The sequence below is a fragment of the Psychrobacter sp. TB15 genome, assembly GCF_000511655.1.
Classification (GTDB): domain Bacteria; phylum Pseudomonadota; class Gammaproteobacteria; order Pseudomonadales; family Moraxellaceae; genus Psychrobacter; species Psychrobacter submarinus.
In genome coordinates this window covers 121,946-134,744 of the sequence record NZ_AYXN01000012.1, presented here as the reverse complement: position 1 = coordinate 134,744, position 12,799 = coordinate 121,946, and the positions used below count along the sequence as shown (strand labels likewise).

At 46.1% G+C, this 12,799-nt stretch carries 11 protein-coding genes and 1 pseudogene; 6 read left to right on the top strand and 6 right to left on the bottom strand.

The window, feature by feature from the left end:
• Window positions 1-104 precede the first annotated feature (104 nt).
• Window positions 105-1,031, top strand: coding sequence for an IS30 family transposase (locus W234_RS13600; protein WP_025643743.1), 927 nt, complete (start codon window positions 105-107; stop codon window positions 1,029-1,031).
• A 51-nt stretch (window positions 1,032-1,082) separates the two neighbouring features.
• Here W234_RS13600 and W234_RS0102205 read toward each other — a convergent pair.
• The 4 genes and pseudogenes from W234_RS0102205 to W234_RS0102190 all read right to left on the bottom strand — a co-directional run.
• Window positions 1,083-1,802: pseudogene (locus W234_RS0102205) on the bottom strand (sulfate/molybdate ABC transporter ATP-binding protein); the annotation flags it as partial.
• 47 nt (window positions 1,803-1,849) lie between these two features.
• Window positions 1,850-2,779, bottom strand: coding sequence for a sulfate ABC transporter permease subunit CysW (cysW, locus tag W234_RS0102200; RefSeq protein ID WP_025644309.1), 930 nt, complete (start codon window positions 2,777-2,779; stop codon window positions 1,850-1,852).
• A 1-nt stretch (window position 2,780) separates the two neighbouring features.
• Window positions 2,781-3,605: a sulfate ABC transporter permease subunit CysT gene (gene cysT, locus W234_RS0102195; RefSeq protein WP_227501926.1), complete on the bottom strand. Its 825-nt coding sequence runs from the start codon at window positions 3,603-3,605 to the stop codon at window positions 2,781-2,783.
• Between the two features lie 303 nt (window positions 3,606-3,908).
• Window positions 3,909-5,018 carry a sulfate ABC transporter substrate-binding protein gene (locus tag W234_RS0102190; protein ID WP_025644307.1) on the bottom strand — a complete coding sequence of 370 codons (1,110 nt, stop codon included), beginning with the start codon at window positions 5,016-5,018 and terminating at the stop codon, window positions 3,909-3,911.
• A gap of 291 nt (window positions 5,019-5,309) precedes the next feature.
• Between W234_RS0102190 and W234_RS0102185 the strand changes: the two genes are divergently transcribed.
• The gene (locus W234_RS0102185) at window positions 5,310-5,852 is read left to right on the top strand and encodes a hypothetical protein (protein WP_025644306.1); all 543 of its coding nucleotides are present in this window, start codon (window positions 5,310-5,312) and stop codon (window positions 5,850-5,852) included.
• A 100-nt stretch (window positions 5,853-5,952) separates the two neighbouring features.
• On the opposite strand, the gene sat is transcribed toward W234_RS0102185, so the two are convergent.
• Complete coding sequence (sat, locus tag W234_RS0102180; RefSeq protein WP_025644305.1) at window positions 5,953-7,221, bottom strand: sulfate adenylyltransferase; 1,269 nt, start codon at window positions 7,219-7,221, stop codon at window positions 5,953-5,955.
• A 281-nt stretch (window positions 7,222-7,502) separates the two neighbouring features.
• Here sat and W234_RS0102175 point away from each other — a divergent pair, with 281 nt between their 5' ends.
• From W234_RS0102175 to W234_RS0102165, 3 genes are read left to right on the top strand one after another with little or no spacing between them, the layout of a single operon-like run.
• A complete protein-coding gene (locus W234_RS0102175) occupies window positions 7,503-9,194 on the top strand; it encodes a nitrite/sulfite reductase (protein WP_025644304.1) in 1,692 nt (563 codons plus the stop codon).
• Window positions 9,187-9,789, top strand: a complete 603-nt coding sequence (locus W234_RS0102170) for a DUF934 domain-containing protein (RefSeq protein ID WP_025644302.1) — start codon at window positions 9,187-9,189, stop codon at window positions 9,787-9,789. The genes W234_RS0102175 and W234_RS0102170 overlap by 8 nt, the downstream gene beginning before the upstream one ends.
• A 54-nt stretch (window positions 9,790-9,843) precedes the next feature.
• The gene (locus W234_RS0102165) at window positions 9,844-10,482 is read left to right on the top strand and encodes a phosphoadenosine phosphosulfate reductase family protein (protein WP_025644301.1); all 639 of its coding nucleotides are present in this window, start codon (window positions 9,844-9,846) and stop codon (window positions 10,480-10,482) included.
• Between the two features lie 111 nt (window positions 10,483-10,593).
• Here the strand turns inward: W234_RS0102165 and W234_RS0102160 are convergent, their stop codons facing one another.
• On the bottom strand, window positions 10,594-10,791 hold the full coding sequence (locus W234_RS0102160; protein ID WP_025644300.1) for an SDR family oxidoreductase: 198 nt from the start codon (window positions 10,789-10,791) through the stop codon (window positions 10,594-10,596).
• Between the two features lie 244 nt (window positions 10,792-11,035).
• On the opposite strand from W234_RS0102160, the gene cysG reads away from it, so the two are divergent.
• Complete coding sequence (gene cysG, locus W234_RS0102155; protein ID WP_025644299.1) at window positions 11,036-12,700, top strand: siroheme synthase CysG; 1,665 nt, start codon at window positions 11,036-11,038, stop codon at window positions 12,698-12,700.
• Window positions 12,701-12,799: the final 99 nt, after the last annotated feature.

Genomic DNA, 12,799 nt, shown 5'->3' with positions numbered 1-12,799 from the left:
CTTAGATTAACACATGAAGTGCAATACCAAATGCAAGGTGAAAAAAAGACCTAGATGCGCTAGCATCAAAGTTTTTATCCACCGACCAAAGTGAGATTGCAACCATGAGCTATACACATCTAAGCCTAGGTGAACGATACCAGATTTATGCCCTTAAAGGGGCAAAACATAGTATTAATTTTATAGCGAGGGTGTTAAACAGAAGTCCCAGTACCATATCAAGAGAGCTTAGGCGTAATAAAAGCCTACGAGGTTACCGAGCAAAGCATGCTAATAACAAGGCTTGTGACAGACGGGCTAACAACGCCACAACTATTGTGACTGACCTCTGGGCATGGGTGACAGACAAGCTTAAAGAGAACTGGAGTCCTGAGCAAATATCTGGCGTTCATGCTGGTATCAGTCATATGAGCATTTATCGCTATATTTGGCGTGATAAGAGGCAGGGCGGTACATTGTGGCAGTGTCTCAGACGTAAAGGAAAACCATACCGGCAGCGTCTAACCGCTGAGACTCGAGGCCGTATCAATGACAGAGTCTCGATTCATGAGCGCCCTTGTATTGTTGAAGAACGCTCACGTATTGGAGATTGGGAAGCGGATACCGTTATCGGTCAGCATCACAAGCAAGCGATTGTCACGCTCGTTGAACGTAAAACGGGGCTGCTGAAGATGAAGCGTGTGGGTCATAAAACAGCACAGCAAGTATCAGAGGCAATGATAGAACTCTTAGCGCCAGTGAGGTTGCAGGTTAAGACCATTACCTCTGACAATGGTAAAGAGTTTGCTCAGCATAAGAAGGTGAAACAAAAGCTCTTTAGCCCTTTCTTCTTTGCCGATGCTTATGCGTCATGGCAGCGAGGAACCAACGAGAATACCAATGGCCTTATCAGAGAGTACTTGCCTAAGGGTTGTGACTTTAGACAAGTCTCTGATAATGAAATACAGGACATTGAGAACAAACTAAACAACAGACCAAGAAAACGATTAGGGTTTAAGACGCCTATGCAGGCGTTCTATAATATTAATTAGCGTTGCACTTGGTGTGTTAATCTAAGTCTTTTTTTATAGACCATAACACTATGCCAAGTCTAAGAAATCTCTGACAAAGCTATTGGCGGGCTGGTTAAGAAGCTGCTCTGAGGTGCCAACTTGCTCGATACGGCCATGATTCATCACCACAATCTCATCAGATATTGCCCGCGCCTCTTCTTGATCATGGGTTACCATAATACTAGTAATCCCTAGTTCATGGTGAATGTCTTTTAGCCATGTCCGCAGCTCTTTACGCACTTTGGCATCAAGCGCCCCAAATGGCTCATCCAATAGCAGGAGTTTTGGCTTGACCGCTAAGGCTCTTGCTAGTGCAATACGCTGACGCTGCCCGCCTGAGAGCTGATGCGGATAAGCATTGGCAAGCTGTGGTAATTGTACGAGCTCTAACAGCTCCGCTACCCGCTTCTTAATATCGGTTTTACTAGGCCTTTCAGACTTAGGTAGTAATGTTAGGCCAAAGGCAATGTTATCGGCGATGTTTTTATGACGAAACAGCGCATAATGCTGAAACATAAAGCCGATATGGCGTTTTTGTACCGGAATATTAGTCACGTCCAAATCATCGAATAGTATCTGACCAGAGTCTGCATATTCTAAGCCGGCAATAATGCGTAATAACGTGGTTTTACCGCAGCCTGAGGGGCCAAGCAGTGTCGTCAATTTACCTGTAGGTACGGTGATATTGATATTATTCAAAGCGGTGAAATCACCAAAGGTTTTATTAACATCTCTAATTTCAATACTCATACGTGTATCTCTTATTTGCTTATAATATAAATGGCTTACGCTATTTGTTATTCAGGCTTATGCCGTGTAGGTGTGTCATTGGCGCTGACAGGTAGCTCAGGAGCAGCAACCAGACGCGCAGACTTAGCGAATTTGCGCTCTTGCATCTTCGTCATCACCTGTTGTAGCAATAACGTCACTAGTGCTAGCGCTGCCAATATACTAGATAAAGCAAAGGCGGCGGTAAAGTTATACTCGTTATAAGCAATCTCGACCAGTAGCGGCATAGTGTTGGTTTCGCCTCTTATGTGTCCAGATACCACACTCACCGCGCCAAACTCGCCCATGGCTCGCGCATTAGTCAAAATCAGACCATACAGCAGCGCCCATTTAATATTAGGCATAGTAATATGCCAAAACGTCTGCCAACCGCTAGCCCCTAATGTTAGTGCCGCTTGCTCCTCCGAGTCGCCTTGGGTCTGCATCAAAGGTATTAGCTCGCGCGCGACAAAGGGAAAAGTCACAAATAACGTTGCTAGCACAATACCCGGTACTGCAAAGATAACCTGAAAGCCAAGACTCTCAAGCCAGCCGCCAACAGGAGAGTTCAGACCAAACAGCAAGATAAACATCAGACCTGCAACCACAGGCGACACCGAAAACGGCAGATCGAGCAAGGTGGTCACTAGCTGCTTACCTTTGAACTGATAACGCGTCACCAACCACGCAATAGCGATACCCATCACCATGTTGATCGGTAAGATGATAGCGGCAGTTAGTAGCGTCAACTTAATCGCTTGTAGGGCCTCATCCTCCACAAGCGAGGCGATGTATAGATCCCAGCCGCCCTTTAGCGCTTCATAGAACACCGCAAGCAGTGGTATAACCAGCATCAAAATCATAAATAATACGGCGATACCGATAAATAAGCGTCTGATCCATGGCGCGTCTTTGGTGGCAGGATTGCTTTGATAATCATAACTATTGGCGATTTGCATCTTAGCGTGCTCCTACGCGGCGCGACAGCTTCCACTGTACGATGTTGATACTGAGCAAAATAACAAACGAGATCATCAGCATAAATAAAGCGACAGCCGATGCCCCTTGAATATCAAATTGCTCAAGCTTACTGATGATAATGATGGGCAAAATCTCAGACTGCATTGGGATATTACCGGCGATAAAAATAACCGAACCGTACTCGCCGGTTGCGCGAGCAAACATCATGCCTGCGCCCATAAATAACGCTGGTAGTAGCTCAGGCAAGATAACCTTACCAAATGTCGTTAATCGATTAGCGCCCAATACCGCTGAGGCCTCTTCAAATTCAACCGATAGCTCGGCAAGTACCGGCTGTACAGCGCGCACGATAAAGGGGAAACTAACGACGACTAAAGCCAGCCAAATACCTATCGGTGTAAACGCCACTTGAATATCAAATTTGGCAAACCACTGCCCTATCAGACCATTAGGCGCATAAAGCGTGGCAAGCGAGATACCGGTTACCGCCGTTGGTAAGGCAAATGGTAGATCAACTAAGGCATTGATTAAGGATTTGCCCCAAAACTCGTAGCGCACCAGCACCCAAGCGACAAGCGTACCAAACACCATATTGGTCAGCATCGCAAGAAACGACACCCACAAGCTTAGCTTGATAGCAGCAGTCACTTGCGGCTGTGAGATGGTCTCCCAAAACCCGCTCCAGCCCATCTGCGTCGTTGTATATGCCATCATCGCAAACGGCAACACCACCAGCAAGGACAAGCTAAAAACGGTAATACCCATGCTAAGCCCGAAACCCGGTAACACATTACGCTGGCGCATACGGGTCAGCCAGCTTTTTTTTGCAGGTTTGGGCGAGGGGCTGACCGGAGGTGTCGTGGCGCTCATAGTGATATCCTAATTATTACGTCGCTGTCTGTATTGTTATCAGCACTTATTGATGATTATGAGTGCTTTGTCTTTTAGTGCTCTTGAATTTGTGGTGAGCATCTAGGCAGCTTACGGTATAAAGGACATAGCGCAGGTAGCCATGTCCTTATTTATTTATGATGAACATTTTGGATTTGTCTGTCTGTTAAGACAGCTCATAAAGACAATAATAATGGCTAGTCGTTATGGTAAGCGCTACTGCGGAGCATTCACTGCCAGCTGATCAAAGACACCGTTATCACTAAAGAAGTTACCCATAATCTCATCCCAAGAGCCAAAAGTATCATTTGGACGGAAAGTCTCAACCGGTGGTAATTTGTCGCCGTTTTTCTCAAGGACGCTTTGCACACTTGGGCGCAGGTATAGATCAGCCGCTAGCTGCTGAGCCGGCTCGCTCCATAAGTAATCTAGATACGCTTTGGCGGCGTCTGTCGTGCCTTTTTTATCAGTAACGGTAGTAACGACAGCGACAGGGCTCTCTGATTTAATAGAATAATCAGGGTACACGATATCGACTTGTCCTTGTCCAAACTTAGTCGCAGCTAGGTTCGCTTCATTCTCAAAGGTCACAAGCACATCACCGATACCACGCTGTACGAAGGTTGTGGTTGCCGCGCGTCCGCCATTCTCGTAGACTTTGACGTTTTTGAGCATGTCTCTGACGTAGTTTTGCGCATTATCTTCGTTATTATCAAAAGCGTGTAAGCCATAACCATAAGCGCCCAAGAAGGCATAACGACCGTTACCCGTCACCTTTGGATTGGCCATGACAATCTCAATACCGTCGTTGGTCAAATCTTCCCAATCGTTGATGTTTTTAGGGTTATCTTTACGCACTAAAAAGACGATCGTACTGGTAAAAGGTACCGCGTTATCCGGGAACTGCTGCTCCCAATCGTCCGCGACCAAGCCCTCTTTTTGTAATAGCTCAATATCTGAGCCTTGATTCATGGTTGCCACGTCAGCTTGTAGACCATTTGCGACAGACAATGCTTGCTTACTTGAGCCACCGTGCGACTGCTTGATATTGATAGTAGCGTTAGGGTTTTCGGCTTGGTAATGCTCAACGAACATCGGGTTGTAATCTTTATAAAAATCACGCGCTACATCATATGAGACATTTAACAGTTCAATGTTTTGCGCCTCCCCGCTTGCCGCAGAGTCAGCGCTGGTTGCCGTGTCTGCGGTCTCATTATTGCTACAGCCTGCTAGGCCAAGTGTGACTGCTACGCCTGCGATACTGAGGGCGCTTAGCGTTTTGTTTTTAAATAAGTGGGTTTTATTTACAGAGTAGCTTTTGGTCATAAGTGCCTCGACTCGAATAGATCATTGATAAATGTTCAATAAAAAAAAGGGAATAGGTCTTGCCCTGCGGCTGAATAATCATGCAAGTATGCTAACAGCGTCTGCATATTATCTTTAATGATGAATATGTGTATGTTTCTGCCAAAATGGAATATATGAGTATGAAAATATCAAAAAAGCTAATTAAAGGAATATCTTGGCATCAGCCACGTTATTAGCTATGCTGCTTTAATCTAATGGTTTTACCTTTATCTTCTTATTTACTAACTTTCTAATTATTAAGGCTTATATATGACCTTGCGCGCCTCTCAAAAACCTTATACATCGCTTGCCATGTTAACCGCAGTATTCATCAGTAGCGCATCGCTAGTAGGCTGCAATAACACCTCATCCGCTACTAGCACTAGTACTAACACTATGGCAACAGCTAGCTTAGCAACTGTAGCCGCCGTATCTCCTGCCGTACAAGCGGTAGTCGGTGATTATGTGTCAGATAGCTATAGTCAGCGTCATCAAGGCTATGATTGGATTGCCGTGAAGGTGCAAGCAGATGAGAATGATCAGAATAGCGTTCATATAACAGTGCGCTCTCGTGATGATATAAAAAAGCCAACTTGCACCTTTGATGGCCAAGCAAAATTTATGGGTCAAGATCAAGCACACGGGATTATCTTTGAGACCACAGCTAATGAAAGTAAAGTATTTTTACAATTTCAAGGTGATCAGCTGACGATAGATAGCGATGATAAGTACGCGCTTAATTATTATTGCTCTGGTGGCGGCTCAATCGTTGGCGATTATCAAAAGCTGGCAGGAGAAGTCGAATTGAATTAACGCTCAAGCGTTATAATGGTTTGGTTAAGTTTTAATGATAAAAAAGGTGTCAAACTCATGGTCTGACACCTTTTTTATGCTTGAAGATTTTAAAACTATCTTAAACTGCAGAAGCGCCAGTCAGCTTAACCTCAGCGCGTTCTTCTTTAGCGATACCGGCATAGTATTCACGCAAGATCTCAAGCACCTCAGGGCGGCTAAAGTTATCAGGTACTTCAAGATCCTCTGATAGCGCTTTACGCAGTTTGGTGCCGGATACTTTGACGTGCTCGCTTGCATCGTGCGGGCAAGTCTTATCAGAGGCCATCGCTTGACAAGCGTTACACCAAAAGGTCCAGCCAATTTTTAGCGGCTGAGTGATCAAATCGTCTTTTCCAACATAATCAAAGATAGTTTGTGCGTCAAACGCACCATAGTAATCACCAACACCGGCATGATCACGGCCAACGATGAGATGGCTACAGCCGTAGTTTTGACGGAATACGGCATGTAATAAAGCTTCACGAGGGCCTGCATAACGCATATCTAGCGGATAGCCCGCTTGAATCACGGTATCGGCTCTGAAGTAATTATCTATCAGTGTCTTAATGGCCTCTTGACGTACTTCAGCGGGAATATCACCTGGCTTTAGCGCCCCAAGCAAGGAGTGAATGAGTACGCCATCGCAAATCTCAATAGCAATCTTCGCCAAATACTCATGCGAACGGTGCATCGGGTTACGCGTCTGAAAAGCAGCAACCGTTTTCCAGCCTTTATTACTCAATATCTCACGGGTCTCACTTGGGGTTTTGTAAATCTCCGGATATAGCTCAGGAAATTCGCCTTCACTAAGCACCTCGACGCGGCCTGCGACATTGACCTCGCCTTGATTGAGCACTTGTTGCACACCTGGATGCTCAGGATCAGTGGTAGTAAAGACTTGCTGGCACTCGTGATCTTTATCGATATCGTAAGTCTCTTCGACAGTGATAATACCCATCACCTCGCCGTCCTCGCTTACAAGCGCAACTTTATCGCCTTGATTAAGAGTGTCGGTTAATGCTTTAGGCGCAGATAAGGTAATCGGAATCGGCCAAAACAGACCAGCATTATCACCTGACTTTAGGCGCATCTCATCGACCACCCCTTGCCAGTCGGCTTGATTCATAAAGCCATCTAGTGGTGTAAAACCGCCAATACCTAGCATAATTAAATCACCGCGCTCGCGTGAGCTTAAGGTAATGGTCGGCAGGGTGCTGGCAAGCTTCAGCGCCTCTTCGCGCGCGCTATCTTTTAATAGCAGCGGCTTTAGAGTCTCGCTACCATGCGGCGGTACTAGCTTGGACTGTGATTGATCATCTGATGTTGATTGGGCAGGAATAGAAGTCATAGTGTTTTATACCCTTAGGTTGTGAGCAATTAATGGATGACGCCTAGGCTACCCAATTTTGGTTATGAAAATTTATGCTGACTTTGGATATGGATATAACTTATAGGAATTTATATTTATCCGCGTACAGTTATATGATGTCAGCCTATATTGCTTTAAGCCCATTTTTGAACAGCTCAGTGCCGAAGCACACCCTAGATTAGCGCCGAAGCACGCTCTAGATTAGTGCCAAAGCACACCCTAGAATTATTACACACGCAAATCACTATTGAGATTACGTCATGTATAAATATAACTACGCCGATCAAACGCTGGTAGAAGAACGCGTCGCGCAGTTCCGCGATCAGACCGAACGCTTTTTGGCAGGCGAGCTGCCAGAGGATCAGTATCTACCGCTACGACTGCAAAACGGTCTCTACATTCAGCGCTATGCGCCGATGCTACGGATTGCTATCCCTTATGGCCTACTTGCCAGCTATCAGCTGCGTAAACTTGCCGAGATTACCCGTAAATACGATAAAGGCTACGGGCACTTTACCACGCGTACCAATATTCAGCTCAACTGGCCAAAATTAGAAGAGGTTCCTGATATCCTAGCGGAGCTGGCCTCCGTGCAGATGCACGCCATCCAAACTTCTGGCAACTGTATTCGTAATACCACCACTGACCCTTATGCTGGTATTCATCAGGCTGAGATCGCCGATCCGCGTCCTTACTGTGAGATTATTCGTCAGTGGTCAACCTTTCATCCCGAATTTGCCTTTTTGCCGCGTAAATTTAAGATTGCGGTTATCGGTACAGAGACCGATCGCGCAGCCACGCAAGTCCACGATGTTGGCCTTCATGTTAAGAAAAATGACGCCGGCGAGCTTGGCTTTGAGGTGCTAGTGGGCGGCGGTCTTGGTCGTATCCCTGTACTGGGTAAAGTCATTAATGAGTTTCTGCCGCGCCAACATCTGCTCAGCTATTTAGATGCTATTTTACGGGTCTATAACTTGCATGGTCGCCGTGACAAAGGTAGCAAGTATAGATCTCGCATCAAAATCTTGGTCGATACTTTGGGCGGGCGCGAGTTTGCTAAGCTCGTTGATGCCGAGTGGGAAGCGAATACCAAAGATGGCCCGCTCACCTTAACTGATGACAATTTTGCGACGGCTACCAGTTATTTTAGCGAACCTGATTACAAGACATTTGATGGGCTACAAGTGCAGTCTGAGCTGCAGCAGCAGCTTGCGGACAATAAAGACTTTGCCAATTGGTATCAGCAAAACACCGTCGCGCATAAAATTGCAGGTTACCGCGCGGTGGTCATCTCCTTAAAAGCAGGACTGGTTGACGGTAAATACGTGCCTTCAGGCGACGTCACCGACTCACAAATGGATGCGCTAGCCGATCTTGCAGATGAGTACAGTTTTGGCGAGCTGCGTAGTACCTATCAGCAGAACCTGGTTTTTGCTGATATCGAAACCAATAAGCTATACGAGCTGTGGCAGCAATTATCAGATCTGCACTTAGCGCGTCCTAATATTAATACCTTAACCGACATGATCGTCTGTCCCGGTTGGGATTACTGCTCGCTCGCTAATGCCACGACGCATAACATCGCCGAGCAAATCGAGAAGCAGTTTAGCGATCTGGACTACTTGTATGACTTGGGTGATATTCGACTCAATATGTCGGGCTGTATCAATGCCTGTGCGCATCATCATACTGGCGATATCGGCATTCTCGGTGTCGATAAAAAGGGCGAGAACTGGTATCAGATTAGCCTTGGCGGTAACTCAAGTAACGACGCCAAACTTGGCAAAATACTTGGCCGCTCTGTCCCAACCGAAGCGGTGGCGGACACCATTCAACAGATCGTTGATGTCTATGTCGATCTACGCGCAACCACGGATAACGATGTCGAAAGCTTTGGCGAATTGGTAGAGCGCGTCGGTATTGATCCGTTTAAGGAGAAGGTCTATGGCTAATCATCATATCTTAGATAGTCAAGGCGGTGATATTAGCGCGCAAGATAACTGGCTGGCACTAAGCACTGATACTCTACCCGGCGGTATTGCTTTGAGTGAGATCACTTTGCTTGAGCTGCTACACCGGCAAGAAAAGCCTGAGGTTATCGTGCCGCTAGCCGATCTGCTGAATACTGAAGGCGCGCTTGCAGGCGGGCTGATGAACGAGGTGTATGAGCTTATCGTTCAGCACAGCAGTCATCTTGGCGTGTGGATTACTGCCGATACTGATGCCGATGTCCTAAGCAAACTTAGCGAGCTGTTATTGAAGCAAACGCTGATTGTCATTCATGTGCCCAAGTTTGCTGATGGTCGCGCCTTTAGCTTTGTACAAACCTTACGTCAATTGGGCTACAAAAAAGAGATTCGGGTCGCAGGCGAGTTTGGCCGTGACCAAATCGCTTATCTTTTGCGCGTCGGCGTCGATAGCTTTGTACTGAGCGAACATGATGTACATCCGGACTCCAAGTTTCATATCGAACAGGCCTTTACCGCGCTTGCCAGTAGTTATGGGGGCCGTGATGCCTCCGCACTACCTATGTTTGCAGGCGCTTAGTTTTTACTTTTCTATTTAACAATCACATTAATTTTCTAATTTAAGGACATAACCATGAGCCAACTACATCCAAACCTAGACATCGACCAAGCTAATAAAGACTTGCAAGGCAAATCGCCTGAAGAGATCGTTGAGTGGGCGCTATCGCAAGCCAAAAACCCTATTATCACCACTAACTTTCGCCCTTATGAGTCTGCCATTTTGCACTTAGTCGCTTCACTGCGCCCTGACATCACCGTATTATGGGTAGATTCAGGCTACAACACCGATGCCACTTATCGTTTCGCTAATAAAGTGATCAACGACTTAGACCTAAACGTCATTACTTATATTCCTAAGCAGACGGCAGCCCACCGTGACGTCACTCTGGGTGGTATCCCAGGCGTCAATGACGAGCTACACGACAAATTTACTGAGCAAGTCAAACTTGAGCCGTTTCGCCGCGCCCTTGATGAGCTAAAGCCTGACGTTTGGTTCAACGCTATCCGCAAAGACCAAACCGAATTCCGCCAAGGTCTCGATGTTCTCAGCCTCTCAAAAGACGGTGTGCTAAAAGTTGCGCCGCTGTTTGAAAAAACCGATAGTGATCTAGATAAGTACTTAGATGAGCACAACTTGCCTAACGAGTTTGATTATTTTGATCCGACTAAGGTTGAAGAGCACCGCGAGTGCGGACTACACACCCAGCTGTAGGTTTTAGTACTCATCTATAATTTGTAAAAATCAAAAAGCCCTCTCACTTTGAGAGGGCTTTTTTTTGGTTTATCTATTTGTTTTATCTATAACTGCTAAAAAGAGGAATTGCTATTTACGGCCAAGCACCCAGCCGCCATCCATAAAGACATTAGCACCGTGCATGTAGTTTGAGTCATCGGACGCTAAGAATACTGCCAATGCAGCGATCTCTTCTGGCTTGCCAGCACGCTGAGCAGGGATACGATCTAAACGCTCATCATCGATACCGTCAGTCATTGGCGTTTCGATAAAGCCTGGCGAGAGCATGTTTGCGCTTTGATTATTGATTTATTGAAAATATGCTAACACAGTTAAACGAATATCGATGTTAGGGTATGTTTGCTTAACTTTAAATACGTAAAGAACTCGCCTCACTCATTCCTATATTAAACAAAAATCGCTATTCTTATGAAAAATATAACTATACTAATGCCAATCCATTAGGTGAGATAGCGCGCGCGATACTTCATAATGACGCCATACATAAATTTGCATAATCTTTGGTGCTCCTATGAATACCTTTCCCTTATTCTTTAAACTCGATAACCGCAAAGTATTGATCGTGGGTGGCGGCGATGTGGCACTGCGAAAGGCGGATTTGCTTAGCCGTGCCGGTGCTGCTATTACTATTGTTGCCCCTAGTATCTGTGATGAGCTGCACGCGTTATTAAGTGATGAGAAGCATACTCTTATTTATGAAAATTATAATAAAAAGTACATGCAAGGCGCGCGCGTTATCATCGCTGGCACTGATGATGAGGCGTTGAACCATCAAATTCATGCCGATGCAACCGCGCTCAATATTCCGGTCAACGTCGTTGACACTCCGCATTTATGTGATTTTATTTTTCCCGCGATCGTTGATCGCAATCCGATTGTTATTGGTATCTCATCGAATGGTAAAGCGCCCGTGCTGGCGCGTTTACTGCGGGCACGACTTGAGACGCTGATCCCGCAAGGTTATGGTAAATTGGCAAAACTGGCAGGCGAGTTTCGTAGCGAGGTCAAAAATAAAATCCCAACGCTTACGGGTCGTCGTCAGTTTTGGGAGCGCGCCTTTGAAGGTAAGGTCAGTGAGCTCATCTTTGCCGGCAACGAAACTGAGGCGACTGCGCAATTGCAAAAAGACTTAGCTGAGACTGCTACAAAGATTGCCAATCAACATAGCGATGATACAGAAGTGGTCACAAACTCTGCAGCAAACTTAGACAATCAAGATACAGATTCAGATATCAGCAATAAAGGCGAAAATCCTGTTGGCGAAGTCTATATCGTAGGCGCAGGCCCAGGCGATCCGGAATTATTAACCTTTAAAGCGCTACGTCTCATGCAGCAAGCCGATATCGTCTTTTATGATGCGCTTGTCTCCCCGCAAGTATTAGATTTGTGCCGCCGTGATGCGGACAAAGTCTATGTTGGCAAAAAACGTAGTAATCACGCGGTCGCGCAATTGGGTATCAATGAGTTGTTAATCAACGAGGCTAAAGAAGGTCGCCGAGTCGTGCGTCTCAAAGGCGGCGATCCGTTTATATTTGGACGCGGCGGTGAAGAGATTGAGAGCCTGCGCGCGCACGGTGTGCCTTATCAAGTGGTACCAGGTATCACTGCTGCTAATGCTGCCGCGAGCTACGCCGGTATTCCACTCACCCACCGCGATCATTCTCAGTCGGTGCGTTTTGTCACAGGGTTTTTAAAGGCTGGTGTGCCTAATGAAAAGTTTGAGAATCTGCTCGATACCAATGAGACGGTGGTCTTCTATATGGGCTTGCATTCGCTAGAGCGTTTGACTGAAGGTTTAATCGAGGCAGGCCGTAGCAGTGAGACGCCTATCGCTATCGTCTCCAACGCTAGTATGCCTAATCAGCAAGTGCTGACCGGTACACTGGCTAGTATCGTAGAGCGACAAGAACAAGCGCAGTTGCCAACGCCTGCCTTACTCATTATGGGTGATGTAGTGGCGCTGCATCATGATTTAGCTTGGTACAATCTACATCTGCAGCAGCATGAGCAAAGTCTAGCTAATACTGAAAGTAATTGGCTGCGTGGCGGGACAGCAACAACACCAAAGGGTCAAGCTAAGGGTCAAGCTGTTGACCAACAAGCTCATGCGTTATCGATGATTGCTACTCTTTCTGAGTCAAAAGAGGATAGTTTAGAGCAGTTGGTTATTGGATAATCACTTTATTGTCATTATTGAACGGAGCCACTTTAATCATTTATTAAGGTGGCTTTTTCGTTTTCCTAATTCTCTCAGTCTTAATAGACGGTTATTTTA

Coding starts and splice junctions, on each gene's coding strand:
- W234_RS0102175 (WP_025644304.1), top strand. CDS start 7,503: ATGTATAAATATAACTACGCCGATCAAACGCTGGTAGAAGAACGCGTC.
- W234_RS0102170 (WP_025644302.1), top strand. CDS start 9,187: ATGGCTAATCATCATATCTTAGATAGTCAAGGCGGTGATATTAGCGCG.
- W234_RS0102160 (WP_025644300.1), bottom strand. CDS start 10,791: ATGCTCTCGCCAGGCTTTATCGAAACGCCAATGACTGACGGTATCGAT.
- sat (WP_025644305.1), bottom strand. CDS start 7,221: ATGACTTCTATTCCTGCCCAATCAACATCAGATGATCAATCACAGTCC.
- W234_RS13600 (WP_025643743.1), top strand. CDS start 105: ATGAGCTATACACATCTAAGCCTAGGTGAACGATACCAGATTTATGCC.
- W234_RS0102165 (WP_025644301.1), top strand. CDS start 9,844: ATGAGCCAACTACATCCAAACCTAGACATCGACCAAGCTAATAAAGAC.
- cysG (WP_025644299.1), top strand. CDS start 11,036: ATGAATACCTTTCCCTTATTCTTTAAACTCGATAACCGCAAAGTATTG.
- W234_RS0102185 (WP_025644306.1), top strand. CDS start 5,310: ATGACCTTGCGCGCCTCTCAAAAACCTTATACATCGCTTGCCATGTTA.
- W234_RS0102190 (WP_025644307.1), bottom strand. CDS start 5,018: ATGACCAAAAGCTACTCTGTAAATAAAACCCACTTATTTAAAAACAAA.
- cysT (WP_227501926.1), bottom strand. CDS start 3,605: ATGCGCCAGCGTAATGTGTTACCGGGTTTCGGGCTTAGCATGGGTATT.
- cysW (WP_025644309.1), bottom strand. CDS start 2,779: ATGCAAATCGCCAATAGTTATGATTATCAAAGCAATCCTGCCACCAAA.